Here is a 16077-nt window from a genome sequence, read left to right on the forward strand (position 1 = left end):
GACAAAAATTAGGGAGAGCGCAATGCCTCGCTTTATCCAAATTCTTCAAATCATCATTGCCGTGGTCATCGGTGCATTTGTGGGCTACGACTTAATCCTGCACGGTATTAGTATTTTCGATGAAAAATACGTCACGATCACTTGCGCATTGGTTGTTCTGCTTGAGATTGCACTCTTTGTGATCTACAAACTGATTGAAGACGATTAGTCACTCTTCAAATACACAACAGACCATTTTGACGCTCTCGTGATTTCTAGTCGCTTGGGCTCGTCAGGCTGTGATATACATTAAACCTCTGATGACCGTCAGAGGTTTTTTTGTTCATCCAAGATTAATCTAGCTTTTGTTAAAGTCAGCATCACTATTAGAGAATGAGAGATTAAATGAAGAATATTCAGCAAGAAGTGAACGATTTTTTACATCGAAGTATGGACTCCCATGTTCGAATTGCTGTAACGGGTTTGTCACGAGCGGGTAAAACCGCGTTTATTACTTCACTGGTCAATCAGTTACTTCATACCTCTACTCATAGCCAGCTGCCTTTATTTAGTGCTAGTCGCGATAAACGCTTGGTAGGGGCAAAACGCGAGCCTCAAAGTAATATGATGGTGCCTCGTTTTGCTTATGATGAAGCGATGGTGCAGCTGCAAGGTGAGCAACCTAATTGGCCAGAGCCAACACGCGATGTGAGCGAAATTCGTTTAGCGCTAAAGTACAAGCCAACCAAGAAAACCAAAAAACTGTTTGGCAGTACCGCGACATTGAACTTAGACATTATCGATTATCCGGGGGAGTGGTTGCTTGATCTTCCTTTGCTTGATATGGATTTTCCCACGTGGTGTCAAAGTCAATTTACCGCGTTAAAAGGCTTACGTTTAGAACTCGCGAAATCTTGGCTTGAAAAGCTCGACGCGCTGGATCTCACCGCTGAGGCGAGTGAAAGTCAGTTGGCTGAGATTGCGCAAAGCTACACTCAATATCTGCATGATTGTAAAGAGAACGGTTTGCACTGGGTGCAGCCGGGACGATTTGTGTTGCCGGGTGAACTTGAGGGTGCGCCGGTATTGCAATTTTTCCCTTGTCGGTTTGATGCCGGGGCTAAAACCGATAAGCACAGCAATTTAGCGATGTTGAAAGCGCGGTATCAGGAATACCAAACAAAAGTTGTGAAAGCGTTTTATAAACATCATTTTTCCACCTTCGATCGTCAAATCGTATTGGTGGATTGCTTGCAGCCGCTGAACGCAGGTTATGAGTCGTTTATGGACATGCGAGATGCCCTTGATCAAATCATGCATAGCTTTCGCTATGGTCGAAGCTCGCTATTGAAGCGATTGTTTGCCCCGCGCATTGATAAAATCTTGTTTGCGGCAACAAAAGCAGACCATGTCTCGCCGGATCAGCATCCAAATTTGGTGTCATTATTGCAGCAAATGGTGCATCCCGCCTGGCAAACGGCGTCGTTTGAAAATATTGAAATGAGCTGTATTAGCATGGCGTCGATTCAAGCGACGCAAACAGGGTTCATCGCCCAAGGGGATAAGTCCATTCCTGCGATCCAAGGAACGACAATGGATGGCCAGTCAATCACCGTCTATCCCGGGGAAGTGCCACGAAAATTGCCGTCTGCCGCCTATTGGCAGCAGCAGGGGTTTGAGTTTACGGCCTTCAAGCCGTTACCGAGCCACCAAGATGAACCGTTGCCGCATATCCGTATTGATAAAGCATTAGAATTGCTGATTGGAGACAAATTAAAATGAGCGAATTCAAATCAAAACAAGTCTTTGATCAACCATTACGCCAAGAATCACAGCCAGATCAAGAGTTAACCGCGCAGATTCAATTTCAGGCGTCAGAGAAATTTGTACCGAGTGCGATTGAAGAGCCTGAGGATGACACCGCAGAACAACAGCTTGAGCGCGTAATTCGACCAGCATCGGGTCGTAAATGGCTCGGGGCTGGTTTACTGGGCGCATTTTCTGGTTTAGTGGGTTGGCAAGTGATTGATACCGTCATCACTGCGATTCAAACCGCCGATTGGCTTGCTTTGGGCTGGGCAGGTTTCATCTCGACATTAGCCGCGTTGGGTATTGGCGCAATAGGGAAGGAATTATGGAAACTGCGCTCGTTACGCAATCATTTTTCTGTTCAAGAGCAAAGTGAAGTGTTGTTGGCGAGCGACAGTGTTGGGCAAGGTAAAGCATTTTGCCAGAACTTAGCAAAGCAGGGTGGTATCCAAACGCATTCGCCTTATTATGATCGCTGGATCAATGCCGTCAATGGTTCGCACAGCGATGCGGAAGTCTTAGATATGTATGACGCCATGGTGATTACTGAGCAAGATGCATTGGCGACAAAAATTGTGTCTAAACATGCAACCGAATCTGCCGCTCTCGTGGCGATCAGCCCATTAGCCATGGCAGATATGCTGCTGGTGGCTTGGCGCAATTTTAAAATGATTGATAGCCTCGCGGATGTTTATGGTATTGAACTTGGTTATTGGTCACGCCTGCAACTGTTTAAATCAACGCTCGTTAACATGGCCGCAGCCGGAGCGAGTGAGTTGGCCATTGATGCGAGTATGGATTTACTCTCGATGGATCTCGCAGGTAAGCTTTCAGCTCGCGCTGGGCAGGGACTTGGTGTGGGTATTCTTACGGCTCGATTAGGCATTAAAGCAATATCTTTATTGCGCCCAATGCCTTGGCAGCCAGAAAGAGCGGTTAAACTGTCAGCAATCCGCAAGCAAATTGTGGCGAAAGTGGCCGCGATCACGGTCAAATAGCGTGAATGTGAAGCAAGTGATATCGCTTTGCTTGACGAGGATCTAGGGTTAGGCGAAACTACTGTCAACTTTTCCTGACACCCTAACTTAGGACTCTCTCAGTGCGTCTAGAAGTTTTTTGTGAAGACCGACTTGGCTTAACCCGCGAGTTGCTCGATATCCTTGCCTCTAAGAGCATTGATTTACGTGGCATCGAAATTGATATCTCTGGAATTATTTACTTAAACTGCCCTGATATCGATTTCGATACCTTCAGTGAATTGATGGCGGAGATTCGCCGTATCGCTGGTGTAAAAGATGTACGAAAAATTCAGTTCATGCCGATGGAAAGACATAATACTGAGCTGCTTTCTCTGTTAAATAACCTCCCTGAACCTGTACTCGCGATTGATTTGAAAGGGAACGTAGACATGGCTAACCATGCTGCTTTGACCCTATTTAATCGTGAAGAACAAGAGGTCATTGCTCATCAAATTGGCCAGCTATTACCGAGCTTTAACTTCAGCAAATGGGCTGAAGGGAACATTACTCGCCAACGTGAAAATATCGTGATCAATGGCTTAGACTACGTGATGGAAATCATGCCGGTCTACATCACGACAGAGAGCAAAGAGTCTATTTTAGCGAGCACAGTGATGATCATTCGCTCTGCACAAGACAAGCCTTTGTTTAAAGAAACACTGCCACTGCAAAATAACTTAGGTTTTGAGCATTTTGTGGGTGTCTCAAATCGACATAAAGCCTTAATCACACAAGCGAAAAAGCTCGCGAGTCTTGATCAACCGTTGTTGATTCAAGGTGAAACCGGCACGGGGAAAGAAATGCTTGCGCGTGCTTGCCACAGTCGGTCTCATCGCGCGAGTGCGCCTTTTCTTGTTTTGAGCTGTGCGTCGATGCCTGATGATGTGGCCGAAACCGAATTGTTTGGTCATGCGCCGGGCAGTTTTAATCATCAAGAAGGCAATAAAGGCATTTTTGAGCAAGCCAACGGCGGTACTGTTTTTCTTGATGAAATCGGAGAAATGAGTCCGCACTTGCAAATAAAATTGCTGCGCTTGCTGCAAGATGGCACGTTCCGCCGTGTAGGGGAAGAGCATGAAGTGCATGTTAACGTTCGTGTGATCGCTTCTACACGCCACAATCTTGCCGATCTGGCGGAGTCAGGCGTATTTAGAGAAGACCTATTTTACCGCTTGAACGTACTGACTTTGAATATCCCATCACTGCGTGATCGCTCGAATGATATTGCACCACTGCTTGAGCTTTTTGTGGCGAAATACATTAATCAACTTGGAATGGTGAAACCGACTATCGAGAGCGGGCTCGTCGATCAGTTAGCGTCATACAACTGGCCAGGTAATATGCGTCAGTTGGAAAACATGGTATTGCGTGCGTTAACCGAGTTGGAAAATGATCAGTTGACCGTTGACGTGTTCCATCTTCCTCAGGTTGAAGCTTCGGGATCTGGCGGTGGCTCTTTGAACCTTGATGGTTCATTAGATGAGATCATGAAAGATTACGAATCAAAAGTATTGGACCGACTTTATCAGTCTTTCCCTTCTAGCCGAAAGTTAGCGAAGCGATTGGATGTTTCACATACTTCGGTCGCGAATAAGCTACGTGAATATGGAATCCGTAAAAGTTGATGTCGAAAGTGAGTACGCCTCAGCATGTTTACGAAGTGGATGAAACCTTCATCTTGCGTACCGCTGAGCCGACGGATGCCTATTTAATTAGCGAGTATTTTATTGCTAACCGTGCTCATTTAAAACCATGGGAGCCTGAACGCGAAGGGGAGTTCTTTACGTTACCTGGTTGGACGCAGCGTTTGATCAAGCTGAATGACCTGCATCGGTTAGGTTTAGGCTATTATTTGTTGATCATTGATCGCAGCAGTGGCCAAATGCTTGGTACGATATCGTTTAGCAGCCTAACTCGCTTCCCGGTTCATGCCTGCCAAATGGGGTATTCCTTGGCGGGTGATGCACAAGGCAAAGGTGTGATGAATCGTGCATTGAAAATGGCGTTAAACTATATGTTTAGCATACAAAATATGCATCGAATTATGGCGAGCTATATGCCGCACAATCAACGCAGTGAAGCGGTGCTAGAGCGCTTAGGTTTTGAGCGAGAAGGCTACGCCAAACAGTACTTATTGATTGATGGGCAATGGCGAGATCACGTATTGACCGCGTTGGTGAACCCAAACTGGGTGGATAACAAACACTAATGGAACGATTAGAACAACAGCTCAATCTGATCATTGAATTGGATAAGTTGAAATCAGTGCTTCGTCGTACACGTGTAAAAAGTGTGGAAGGGCGCTTAGAAAATAGCGCCGAGCACAGCTGGCATGTTGCTCTGATGGCTATTTTAATGCAAGAGCATGCGAATGAGCCGGTCGAGATCAGCAAAGTCATGAAAATGCTGTTGCTGCATGATATTGTTGAAATTGACGCCGGTGATACGTTTGTCTATGACACAGCGGCGTCAGCGCAGCAAGAAGAAAAAGAGCGCATTGCCGCAGAACGTTTATTTGGTTTATTGCCCAACGATCAGGGCGATGAGTTAAAAGCAATATGGCTTGAGTTTGAACAAGCACAAAGTGCGGAGGCGAAATACGCCAAAGCACTTGATCGCATTATTCCTATGCTTCTGAACTATCATAATGATGGGCAAAGCTGGCAAGAACATGGTGTGACCAAACACCAAGCCTTGACAATAAATAGAAAAATCGAAGATGGCTCAACCATTTTATGGCATAAAGCCAAGCAACTAATTGAAGAAGCCAGCGAGAAAGGCTGGTTGAAGTCTTAACTGAGGAACATAGATGTCGTATTTACCTTTGGACCAGTACCAAAGAAAATGGATTTTTACCCACCAATCGATGCCTGTGCCAGAAGAAGATCTTGAAGCGATCAAACCGATGGAACAAGCGCGCGCGGCGCAGTTGTGGAAAGATAATATTAGCGCTCAAAGCCCTGATGCTGATCGTCTTAGCTCTAGTGATTGGCCGATGAAAGCTCATAACTGGAGCGACAGTGTTGATTGGATGACGGCTTGGGAATCTGACGAAGAAGAATTGCCTGCCGTCATTTTAGAGTTTGTTGATTGGCAAGATGACGTCACTGTTTATTTTTGTTATGAGAAATATAATATTCTCGAAACAAAATGGAGCATCTTTAAGAAGTATTGGAAGAACTTTTTATTCTACGATGATGGCCCATTTTTGATTGGCCGTCGCCGTAACGAAGCGCTCTGGTTTGACGATAAAGGCCAAGTGAAATTGGGTAAGCGCGACTAACTTAGACATTTCTTTAAGATTAAAGCTTTATTATTATCAACGGGTTGGCCATTTGGTCGGCCCGTTTTTTTTGGTGGAAGATTATTTTGAATCTAGGTTTTATTTTTAATATAACGCGATTTTATGTGATTTTGCTCCAGTATAAATGATGCTTTTAAGCGTGTGTGTTCGGTTTTGCTATCATGTCGCGGATGGATCGTAATAACTAAACTTATGCTCTAGTTTAAAAGTTAAGGATGAACTGTGGAATCGATATTAGTGCAACTAAGACAAGAGTTTTACTCTCACATTCGTTCGCTACAAGCTTATGCGCAGCCAAATAGCCAGCCAACATTAAGCGTGCTGACAGAAGATGAGCTTAAAGAGCTCGAACATGCTTGGATTGAACTGTCTGTATGGCAGCGAGCTCAAGCGCACTAAGTTGAATCAGCGGCGGTCTCGTCAATCATTCATATAGCTATTACTCTTATTGCCTGCTCTCAATATCGCTCGCACACATTCTAGAATGGTGGGTAGACGTTTAATGTGAGCCGCAGCGGTTGGCTCTTGCCCAAGCAAATCTGGCTTACACTCGACCTGTCATTTCTCTATCCCTCGTTATCGGTTTCCTATCTCAGCGTCTCTTGCTCTCTAATTTATTCAGCAGAGCTTCGCACTTTTGATGTTGATGCGCTTTTTATCGGCAATATTCATTTTTCTTCATCGCTAGTTTTCATGGCCTTAGCGCGTCTTCTTCTCAACCATACTGACTTGAAGCGGCGACTAAAAGGGCGTAAATTCAGCGATTCACGTCCGCGAATAGCGTGACGTATAATTGTTATGTTATAACAATTATGATCTAACCATTGAAATATTGAGTAAGAGTCCTCATAGTTAATCACAAAGGGCGATCATTTTATGACGATGGCCGAAATGTTAAAGAGTTCAGGTGAGTATTGATATGGCTGAAGTTCGTGCCAGAGTAGAATTTAAAGTCGGTGTCGGAAGTAAAATCGATGCGGAAATTTTGTCTTTTAGTGGATTAAAAACGGATAAAGAGCATGTTGCGATTATTTTTAAGCAAGCTGATTTAAATGATGATATTCCACTGGTTCGCATGCACTCGGAATGTTTAACGGGAGATGTATTTCATTCCTCTCGTTGCGATTGTGGCGAGCAACTCGATGAAACCATCGAACGCATGAGTGAGTCAGGCGGAATCATTCTCTATTTACGCCAAGAAGGGCGTGGTATTGGCTTATACAATAAGATTGATGCTTATCTTTTACAGAGTGAAGGTATGAACACTTACGAAGCCAATAATCACTTGGGCTTTGGCGATGACTTACGTGAGTTTGAAGAAGCGGCTCAAATGCTTTTGGCTTTAAATGTCGGCAAAATTCGTTTAGTGACGAACAACCCTAAGAAAGTGAATGATCTCAAAGAGCACGGCATTGAGATTACTAATGTGGTTAATACTCTTGCCCACATTAAAGAGGGCAACGAAAGTTACCTAAAAGCGAAGGTGTCACACGGTAAACACCGCTTGAAATTCTAGTCTCTTCCTTGTGAACTTGACGCGACAAAAACCTCATCTCGATGAGGTTTTTTTGTTTTTATCTTGCAAATAAAATGTAAATTTGTATTATTCGAAATCTAAGTGCAAATAATAATGATTAGCACTACGAATATAAGATTTAATAAATAAGGTAATTTCAAGCTCAACAAGGACTCAAATCATGAAGGTTAAATCAGCGGTGGCACGCTCAGTTATCGTTACTCTCACGCTTGCTAGTGGCTCAACATTGGCTGGGGATGTGACAAAACAGCAAGTTGTGGAACAGTACGCGGAGATTGCTCATGCCGTATTTTCGGATGCACTGACGACCGCACAAACACTCGATAACGCCATCGAATCATTTCTTAATGCGCCTTCAGAAAAAACGCTGGGCGATGTAAAACAAGCTTGGGTCGATTCTCGTGTTCCGTACCAACAGTCTGAAGTTTTCCGTTTTGGTAATGCGATCGTTGACGATTGGGAAGGGCAACTAAACGCATGGCCTTTGGATGAAGGTTTGATCGATTATGTCGCTTCAGATTATCAATACGAGCTTGGTAACGAAGGCGCGATTGCCAATATTGTGGCCAATGAAGCCTTGACCATCGGTGCCAATCAACTGGATGTCTCAACGATTACCCCTAAGTTGATCGCTGATCTCAATGAAGTTGGAGGATCCGAAGCAAACGTGGCGTCGGGTTATCACGCGATTGAATTTTTGTTATGGGGACAAGATTTAAACGGCACCAATGCCGGCGCGGGTGAACGCCCATATACGGATTTTGTTGTCGGAGAAGAGTGCACAAATAACCATTGTGAGCGTCGTGGTGATTACCTTCGTGCGGTAGCCGATCTTCTTGTCCAAGATCTCGAATGGATGGAAAAACAGTGGTCGGCCGATCAAACTGGCAACTACCGCGAAGAATTGCTTAACGGCTCTGCGGACAATGGCCTCCGTAAAATGCTGTTTGGAATGGGATCTTTATCATTGGGTGAATTGGCGGGTGAGCGAATGAAAGTGGCGCTTGAAGCCAACTCAACCGAAGATGAGCATGATTGTTTCTCAGACAATACGCATAATTCGCACTATTACAATGAGCAAGGTATATACAACGTTTATACCGGCAGTTATCAAAAAGTGGATGGTAGCAAAATAGAAGGCCCTAGCCTTCACGACCTCGTGGCGAAGAAAGATCAAAAAGCGGCGGATGAAATTCAAAAGCAATTTGATGCAACGCGAGATCAAGTCGGCCTGTTGGTGACCTCGGCAGAAAAAGAGAATCAACATTTTGATCAGCTGATTGCGGCAGGAAACACCCAAGGCAATGCATTAGTTAATGCAACGATTCTTTCTTTAGTGGCACAAACGGCCTCAATTGAACGTGCTGCCAGTGTGATAGGGATTACGAGCCTTAACCCTGATACGGCTGATCACGAGTTCTAGGTGAGAGTTTAGACGTCGTATTTTCACTTTTATACCCGCATCTACTTAAAGTTGCAGCGTTGCTGGCAGTGCTCATTCCCCCCGTCATCGAGTTTATCTAGGCTCTAAGGATGGGTTCGAGTGCCGCTGACCAGCAGCGAAATTGTTTTGGGTATAACAAGTTAGTGGTGAAAGGGCTCGATACTCAAGAGCCCTTTGTTTTAAACCTCCCGTGCATAAAAACTCATTCTAAAAGGCACGGTCGTCGTAGGATGCACTGGCATAATGTTGTACTTAAAATCCTTTTCAGTCTGGTGGCTAATTTTCTGTGTTTTCACCCTCTCTTTCTCCGTCACCGCGAATGAGAGTAAATCGGGTGGGCACACTTCTGTCAAAAAAGAGGGGGCCAATGCGTTCTCCTTGCCCGCTGCTAATTTACCAATGTCAAAACGGCTCGATTTTAGTGTCGGCAACAGTTTTTTCCGTAACCCCTGGGTTCAAGCGCCTGCATCAACGGATGCACGAGATGGCTTAGGGCCGCTGTTTAATACCAATGGATGTCAAAACTGCCACGTTAAAGATGGGCGAGGGCATCCTCCAGAAGAGAACGATTTGCATGCGGTGTCGATGTTGGTGCGACTTAGCATTCCGGCCATGACCGATGAGCAGAAAAAAGCGGTGATTATCCATGGCGTCATTCCCGAGCCCACCTATGGTGATCAGTTGCAAGATTTCGCTCTGCAAGACCAAACGCCAGAGGGGACAATTAAAATCCACTATCGCGATGTTCCCGTCACGTTTAGCGACGGCACGACGGTGATACTACGCAAACCCAGCGTCAAAATTACCGACTTAGGTTTTGGCCCAATGCATCCGGACACGCTACTCTCTGCGCGTGTTGCTCCTCCAATGATTGGCTTAGGTCTATTAGAAAGCATTCCTGATGAAACACTTCAGGCATGGAGTGATGAAGCCGATAAAAATAACGATGGCATCTCGGGGAAAGTAAACCGAGTGTGGGATGTGCAAAAACAAGATTTTGCCATTGGTCGATTTGGTTGGAAAGCCGGTCAGCCAACATTAATGCAGCAGAATGCCGCTGCTTTTAACGGTGATGTTGGGTTAACGAGCCGTCTATTCCCCAATGAAAATTGCACCAGTGTGCAAACGCTTTGTCATGATCTTCCAAATGGTGGTCAGCATGAAGTGAGTGACAATATCCTCAAGTTTGTCGAATTCTACTCACAGCATCTTGCGGTTCCGATACGCCGTCATGTAGATGATCCTCAAGTGAAGCATGGACAAGCACTGTTCAAGCAGATTGGGTGTCAGAATTGCCATAAAACCAACGTTAAAACGGCACAACGTGAGGGGTTGCCTGCGTTATCAAACCAAATCATTCACCCTTATAGCGATATGTTGTTGCACGATATGGGTGAGGGCCTTGCGGATAATCGTCCAGAATATCTTGCGAATGGGCAAGAGTGGCGAACGACGCCGTTGTGGGGATTAGGTTATACCGAGGAAGTGAACGGGCACACCTATCTGCTTCATGATGGGCGCGCGCGAAATGTGATGGAAGCGGTACTTTGGCATGGCGGTGAAGCCGAAGCGAGCAAACAAAAAGTGCTCCAGTTTAGTGCTGATGAGCGTGCGGCATTAATCGCTTTTCTCAACTCTCTATAATGGTGCTGAAGATGAATTGTGTATTGAATAAAACCCTTTTGGCAATAACCTCAGCCGGCATTCTGTTGGGATGCCAAGTACAGCCAGAAGCAGAACATGCGCAAGCTGATAGAGTATCTCTCGTGTCTCATCGCAGTGCTGAGGTCTATCAGCTTGAGTTGAACGCTGCCGTGAACTTTCATCAACACGCGAGAGCGCTGAATCACGCGATGGTTGGGGTTTGTCAAACGGGGCAAAATGGCATCAGTTTAAAAGGGCAATGGCAACAAACGATGCAAGCATGGATGGCGCTGCAAGGGCAAGAACGCGGACCACAAGCAGCGCTTGAGCAAAGTTGGAATGTGCAATTTTGGCCAGATAAGAAAAACACCACGGGTCGCAAGATGAAGGGCTTAGTAACGTTAGAGAAAAATTGGTCTGCTGAGGAGATTACGATGCAGAGCGTAACGGTACAGGGGTTAGGCTCTATGGAATGGTTGCTTTATGATCCCGCATCTGATTTCAATACTTCACCAACAACGTGCCAATTGGGTGTCGCGATTAGCGACAATTTAGCCAATAACGCAGAGGCAATCATGGCGGCGTGGCAAGTGAATCCTTGGCTTGAACTTGATCAGCATGCCTGGAACACAGAATACATTGCATTGCTGTCCAATCAACTCGATTACAGCATGAAAAAGTTAAGCCGTCCGCTGGCAAAGATAGGCAAGCCACGCGCTTATTTCGCAGAATCATGGCGTTCACAAACGTCGATGGCGAACGTAAAACAGAATGTGATCGCGTTGAAAGCTCTGTATTTTGCCAATGGTGATGGTTTGGATCACATACTCCGTCAACGTGGATTAGATGGGTTAGCGGATCGTATCGTTAACCAATTTGATATGACATTGGACACTTGGCCAGAGAATTCGAGTTTGTTTACGTTACTGCAAACGAAAGCGGGTTATCAGTTAGTGATGGCGCAGCTCAATAAGTTAGAGCATCTAAATTACCTAATTCATGAAGAGGTCGCGATTGAGTTGGGTGTCGTCATCGGGTTCAATGCAACCGATGGTGACTGATCAAGCAAGACGAAGGTTGCTGAAAGCCGCGTTATTTGGCGCGGCAACGCCAATGCTGCCTTTTGGCTGCGGGTCCATATCGAAGCCGACTCTTCGTACGCCGGCGCTGATTGGGTGTGCATTATCAGGCCGTGAGCGTTTTAATGTCGTGGTCGCCGATCAGCAAGGTCAACCGATCTCGGAGCTGCCTTTGCCTTCGCGTGGGCATGGTGTTGCGATCAACGCTCCGGTGGGTCATGCCGTTGTATTTGCTCGTCGCCCCGGCGACTATTTGATGGTGTTCGACTATCAACGTGGTGAGCTGATCCAACTGCGTCAAGCGGATGCTCGTCGACATTATTATGGCCATGGGGTCTATTCATCGGATGGCCAATGGCTGTATGTCACCGAGGGGGATCGCAGCACAAGCCGCGGTATTATTGGCGTTTATGAGGTCGCGACAGGTTATCAAAAACGGGATGAATTTACCGGCTTTGGGCTGGGACCGCATGAAGTGATCAGTATGCCAAATGGGACGCTGGCGATTGGTGTTGGTGGTGTGCACACTCATGGGCGGGAGCCAATGAATCTAGATCGCATGCGGCCAAGCCTGAGTTATGTCTCGTCGCAAGGGCATTTATTGGATCAAATCACCCTAGCGGATAAGAAACTCAGCATTCGACATCTCGCTCATGATGGCAATAAAACGGTGCTATGCGGTCAACAATACCGTGGGCAAACGGAAGGCAACCCCGCTTTGCTATCTATGCATACTCAAGGCGAAGGCATGATTGATCTCCAAGCCGAGCCTGAGCAATGGGCGCGTTTTAACCATTATATCGCCAGTATCGCGGCCACAGAAGAATGGATTTTGGCGACGTCACCACGAGGTAATTGCTACGGTATTTGGTCAAAACGTGATTTGAAATTGGTAGAGCTTGCACCATTGCCCGATGCTTCAGGAGTGGTTGTCTTTGATAATGTGTTTCGAGTGAGTTCTGGTGCGGGTTCTGTTATTTCACAATCTAACCCGCATGATAAAACCGTACTTCGCTCATCAATTCAATGGGATAATCACTGGAATGCCATTGTGTAATTATTACTTCAAACGTTAATAATTCATTAAGTTATTGATATGTAATCTCAAAAACAAGTCGGTTGAATATAAAAATCTCTGCCATACTTACATTCAAAGAGTGTAAGAAGTGTGCAAATAAATGTTAAAACGTTACTCAGTTCTATTAATGCTGGTCTTAATACCGGCGACATCATGGGCATCACCGTATTTTGAAAATATTGGTTGGGTGAACCCCAAAGGCCATGTTACGTCGCAACTTCAGTATCCTCAGCTAGTGGAAGAGATTTACCGTGAAAATGGTGAACAACTGATTTGGTTTGATTTGCAGGAAAGTAGTCAGCTTGAATTTCAACTGGAAGTGATCGATGCGGGCAATATTAGCCCGATGCTATCCCGTCAGTTAAAACAGCTGCGCTTTTATCGCAACAGCCATCGTTGGTTTGAGTACGACATACTCGCAACGGATGCGATGATTACCTACATGAGTTATGCAGAACAAGCAAAGCACATGGGGAAAGAGTGGTATTTTGAAAGTAAATTGAATCACTCTCTACCGCCACCGAGTGATGAGGGGCTTAATGCTTTATATGCCTCAATCAAAACCCAAGAACTTGGCGAGCTCATTGACACTCACACGCCAGATAGTGACGACTATCAAGACCTGATTAAAGCCTATTTGCATCTCGCCCAATCCCATGACAAAGAATTACCAAAATATCATCAAGACGCCAAGCTGAAATCCATGGGAGATTTATTGTCGGCTCGCAAACAGCTACTCGCCCGATTAGAAGTGGTGGATATCGATGTTTCTCACGTTGATTTTAATGTGGGCTACTACGACGCTAAATTAGAGAGTGCGATCAAACAATTCCAACGTATGCATGGCTTGAAGCCAGATGGCGTGATTGGACCAAAAACTCAAAAGTGGCTAAATACATCCAATAGTGAACGTTTAGCCATGCTGGCTGTTAATGCAGAGCGCACTCGGATGTGGCCTGAACAACGTAATACGATTATTTTGGTTAATGTGCCGAGTTTTGAAATGGAGTATTGGCACAATGGTGAATCGGTATTTCAATCGCGAGTGGTGGTGGGTAAACAAGCGCGTAAAACGCCAGTCATGACGACAAATCTTGATTCGGTCATTTTAAACCCAACGTGGAATGTGCCATGGAAGATCATGGTCGAAGACATCATCCCGAAAGTTAAGGCTGATCCCCAGTACCTTCGTAAACAAAACATCGACATTATTGCTAGTTGGCGTTCGAACACGATCATTGATCCGGCAGCCATCAATTGGAACACATTGAATCCCAAAGCATTTCCATACCGCATGCGACAAATGTCTGGTCATTATAATGCGCTCGGGCTCTACAAATTCAATACGCCAAATAAGCGGGCGATATTTTTACACGATACACCAAGCAAATCGCTCTTTAGCAAAGAAAGCCGAGCATTCAGTTCTGGTTGTGTACGGGTAAAAAATGCGGATGCTTTCGCGTCTTTGTTGCTCGAAAAGCAAGGGGTCGATTTAGACAAATTGAATGTATCACCGAATGAAGCCAATAAATCAATCCCGCTTCGCAAGCGCATTCCAGTGCATATCATTTATCAAACGGCGTGGGCTGAGGGTGACACGGTACAATATCGTGATGACGTTTACCGCTTTGACCATTAATTTACTATTTTGACATTAAAAGATCACGGCGGCCTAAAAAACGTGATCTTTACTAAAAATTTGCATTTCTACTTTCAAATTAAAATTCCCATTTAGTTCAACAATTAACCTGTGCTAGAAATAATTTGTCACATTTGTAGCACACTTTATGCATTTGCACTTCACAAAAGAGTTAGGTAGTGTCGCTTTCGACACCAATGCTGTCTCGATATTGTGAAGGGTTTTAGAGTGCAAGTAACACGTAGAAATTTTTTTAAGTTGGCTGGAAGTGGTCTGGTTGTCGCAAGTTGTGCTCCAAGTGTGGCGCTTGCGTCTTATCCCGATCTTTCACGCTCATTAGCGATGAGCAATGTACATACCGGTGAAGCGCTTGAAACACGTTATTTCGATGGTCGCCAGTATATTCCGAAAGAATTAACCAGAATCGATAAGATCTGTCGTGATTTTAGACGAAATGAAATGCATAAGATGGATAAGCATTTGTTCGACCAAATTTCTCTGATTCAAACAGAGTTAGGTGTGGAAGCTGAGGTGCAAATTATCTCTGGCTATCGCTCACCAGCGACGAACAAAGCGCTACGCTCACAATCGAGTGGTGTGGCGAAGAAAAGCTATCATATGCTTGGTCAAGCGATCGACTTTCGTCTTGATGGTGTACCGTTGAAGAAAGTACGCGATATTGCCCGTGAAATGAAAGTGGGCGGTGTTGGGTATTACCCAAGTAGCAATTTTGTTCATATTGATACAGGCCCAGCGCGTTACTGGTCTTGAGCCTTATGACACGGTCGTTAACTCACTTGAGCTTAGTTAGCTATCGTGTCATAGTTCGGCCAGATTCGATATTTAGAAGGTTTAGCTATGTCTCTGAAGTATCAGGTTGTTCCTGTCACCTCGTTCTCTCAAAATTGCTCTATCGTTTGGTGTGATGAAACCATGAAAGGCATTGTGATTGACCCAGGTGGTGATGAAAAACAACTTGCGGTGCTGATTAAAGAACTTGGGGTTCAGGTTGAAAGTTTGGTACTCACGCATGGTCACTTAGATCATGTCGGTGGCACTGAGCCTTTGGCCCGTTTATTGGACGGAGCAAAGGTTGTCGGCCCACATAAAGAAGACAACTTCTGGCTGCAGGGCTTAGAAGGTCAAAGCCAAATGTTTGGTTTCCCTTTGACTGAAGCGTTTGAACCTGATCAATGGCTGAATGACGGCGACGTTATTACGTTCGGTCACCAAACGATGGACGTTATCCATACGCCTGGTCATACCCCTGGTCACGTCGTGTTGTTCAGTAAAGAAGCGCAACTCGCGTTTGTTGGTGATGTCTTGTTTAACGGCGCAATTGGCCGTACTGATTTCCCGAAAGGAGATTTTAATACGCTGATCAACTCGATCAAGACTAAATTATGGCCATTGGGTAACGAAGTCCGTTTCGTGCCGGGTCATGGTCCTGAGTCAACGTTTGGCCGTGAAAGAGCATCAAACCCATTCGTGGCAGACGAAATGCCGCTGTATTAATCGATGGTTCTATTCCATTAGATACTAAGG

The 16077-nt window shown here is 45.3% G+C and carries 16 protein-coding genes; all 16 read left to right on the forward strand.

Annotated elements, in window-relative coordinates:
* The first annotated feature begins 22 nt into the window (after positions 1-22).
* Positions 23-208 (forward strand): hypothetical protein, encoded by a 186-nt coding sequence (locus OJ16_RS06145; protein ID WP_040988430.1) that lies wholly within the window; start codon positions 23-25, stop codon positions 206-208.
* Positions 209-384: 176 nt separating this feature from the next.
* Positions 385-1761: a YcjX family GTP-binding protein gene (locus OJ16_RS06150; protein WP_040988432.1), complete on the forward strand. Its 1377-nt coding sequence runs from the start codon at positions 385-387 to the stop codon at positions 1759-1761.
* Positions 1758-2786, forward strand: coding sequence for a YcjF family protein (locus tag OJ16_RS06155; protein WP_040988434.1), 1029 nt, complete (start codon positions 1758-1760; stop codon positions 2784-2786). The genes OJ16_RS06150 and OJ16_RS06155 overlap by 4 nt, the downstream gene beginning before the upstream one ends.
* 101 nt (positions 2787-2887) lie before the next feature.
* A complete protein-coding gene (tyrR, locus tag OJ16_RS06160; protein ID WP_040988436.1) occupies positions 2888-4432 on the forward strand; it encodes a transcriptional regulator TyrR in 1545 nt (514 codons plus the stop codon).
* Complete coding sequence (gene rimJ, locus OJ16_RS06165) at positions 4432-5016, forward strand: ribosomal protein S5-alanine N-acetyltransferase (protein ID WP_040988437.1); 585 nt, start codon at positions 4432-4434, stop codon at positions 5014-5016. The genes tyrR and rimJ overlap by 1 nt, the downstream gene beginning before the upstream one ends.
* Positions 5016-5603: an HD domain-containing protein gene (locus tag OJ16_RS06170; RefSeq protein WP_040988439.1), complete on the forward strand. Its 588-nt coding sequence runs from the start codon at positions 5016-5018 to the stop codon at positions 5601-5603. The genes rimJ and OJ16_RS06170 overlap by 1 nt, the downstream gene beginning before the upstream one ends.
* Before the next feature lie 13 nt (positions 5604-5616).
* Positions 5617-6090, forward strand: coding sequence for a DUF2947 domain-containing protein (locus OJ16_RS06175; protein WP_040988441.1), 474 nt, complete (start codon positions 5617-5619; stop codon positions 6088-6090).
* Positions 6091-6333: 243 nt separating this feature from the next.
* On the forward strand, positions 6334-6510 hold the full coding sequence (locus OJ16_RS20125; RefSeq protein WP_040988443.1) for a hypothetical protein: 177 nt from the start codon (positions 6334-6336) through the stop codon (positions 6508-6510).
* 520 nt (positions 6511-7030) lie between these two features.
* Positions 7031-7627 (forward strand): GTP cyclohydrolase II, encoded by a 597-nt coding sequence (locus OJ16_RS06185; protein WP_040988854.1) that lies wholly within the window; start codon positions 7031-7033, stop codon positions 7625-7627.
* 181 nt (positions 7628-7808) lie between these two features.
* A complete protein-coding gene (locus OJ16_RS06190) occupies positions 7809-9071 on the forward strand; it encodes an imelysin family protein (protein WP_040988444.1) in 1263 nt (420 codons plus the stop codon).
* Positions 9072-9335: 264 nt separating this feature from the next.
* Positions 9336-10736: a di-heme oxidoreductase family protein gene (locus tag OJ16_RS06195; RefSeq protein WP_040988447.1), complete on the forward strand. Its 1401-nt coding sequence runs from the start codon at positions 9336-9338 to the stop codon at positions 10734-10736.
* Positions 10737-10747: 11 nt separating this feature from the next.
* A complete protein-coding gene (locus tag OJ16_RS06200) occupies positions 10748-11797 on the forward strand; it encodes an imelysin family protein (RefSeq protein ID WP_408063499.1) in 1050 nt (349 codons plus the stop codon).
* The gene (locus tag OJ16_RS06205) at positions 11787-12872 is read left to right on the forward strand and encodes a DUF1513 domain-containing protein (protein WP_040988856.1); all 1086 of its coding nucleotides are present in this window, start codon (positions 11787-11789) and stop codon (positions 12870-12872) included. Before OJ16_RS06200 ends, OJ16_RS06205 begins: the two co-directional genes overlap by 11 nt.
* 121 nt (positions 12873-12993) lie before the next feature.
* Complete coding sequence (locus OJ16_RS06210; RefSeq protein ID WP_040988451.1) at positions 12994-14532, forward strand: L,D-transpeptidase family protein; 1539 nt, start codon at positions 12994-12996, stop codon at positions 14530-14532.
* A 228-nt stretch (positions 14533-14760) separates the two neighbouring features.
* Positions 14761-15303: a YcbK family protein gene (locus OJ16_RS06215; RefSeq protein WP_040988452.1), complete on the forward strand. Its 543-nt coding sequence runs from the start codon at positions 14761-14763 to the stop codon at positions 15301-15303.
* An 87-nt stretch (positions 15304-15390) separates the two neighbouring features.
* On the forward strand, positions 15391-16047 hold the full coding sequence (locus OJ16_RS06220) for an MBL fold metallo-hydrolase (protein ID WP_040988454.1): 657 nt from the start codon (positions 15391-15393) through the stop codon (positions 16045-16047).
* Positions 16048-16077: the final 30 nt, after the last annotated feature.

This window comes from Vibrio renipiscarius (genome assembly GCF_000827885.1).
In the GTDB taxonomy this organism is placed as follows: Bacteria; Pseudomonadota; Gammaproteobacteria; order Enterobacterales; family Vibrionaceae; genus Vibrio; species Vibrio renipiscarius.

Excerpts from the sequence above, each read along its gene's own strand:
- OJ16_RS06155 (WP_040988434.1), top strand. The coding sequence starts at position 1,758 with ATGAGCGAATTCAAATCAAAACAAGTCTTTGATCAACCATTACGCCAA.
- OJ16_RS06195 (WP_040988447.1), top strand. The coding sequence starts at position 9,336 with ATGTTGTACTTAAAATCCTTTTCAGTCTGGTGGCTAATTTTCTGTGTT.
- rimJ (WP_040988437.1), top strand. The coding sequence starts at position 4,432 with ATGTCGAAAGTGAGTACGCCTCAGCATGTTTACGAAGTGGATGAAACC.
- OJ16_RS06220 (WP_040988454.1), top strand. The coding sequence starts at position 15,391 with ATGTCTCTGAAGTATCAGGTTGTTCCTGTCACCTCGTTCTCTCAAAAT.
- OJ16_RS06190 (WP_040988444.1), top strand. The coding sequence starts at position 7,809 with ATGAAGGTTAAATCAGCGGTGGCACGCTCAGTTATCGTTACTCTCACG.
- OJ16_RS06210 (WP_040988451.1), top strand. The coding sequence starts at position 12,994 with ATGTTAAAACGTTACTCAGTTCTATTAATGCTGGTCTTAATACCGGCG.
- OJ16_RS06205 (WP_040988856.1), top strand. The coding sequence starts at position 11,787 with ATGGTGACTGATCAAGCAAGACGAAGGTTGCTGAAAGCCGCGTTATTT.
- OJ16_RS06170 (WP_040988439.1), top strand. The coding sequence starts at position 5,016 with ATGGAACGATTAGAACAACAGCTCAATCTGATCATTGAATTGGATAAG.
- OJ16_RS06175 (WP_040988441.1), top strand. The coding sequence starts at position 5,617 with ATGTCGTATTTACCTTTGGACCAGTACCAAAGAAAATGGATTTTTACC.
- OJ16_RS06145 (WP_040988430.1), top strand. The coding sequence starts at position 23 with ATGCCTCGCTTTATCCAAATTCTTCAAATCATCATTGCCGTGGTCATC.
- OJ16_RS06185 (WP_040988854.1), top strand. The coding sequence starts at position 7,031 with ATGGCTGAAGTTCGTGCCAGAGTAGAATTTAAAGTCGGTGTCGGAAGT.
- OJ16_RS06200 (WP_408063499.1), top strand. The coding sequence starts at position 10,748 with ATGAATTGTGTATTGAATAAAACCCTTTTGGCAATAACCTCAGCCGGC.
- OJ16_RS06150 (WP_040988432.1), top strand. The coding sequence starts at position 385 with ATGAAGAATATTCAGCAAGAAGTGAACGATTTTTTACATCGAAGTATG.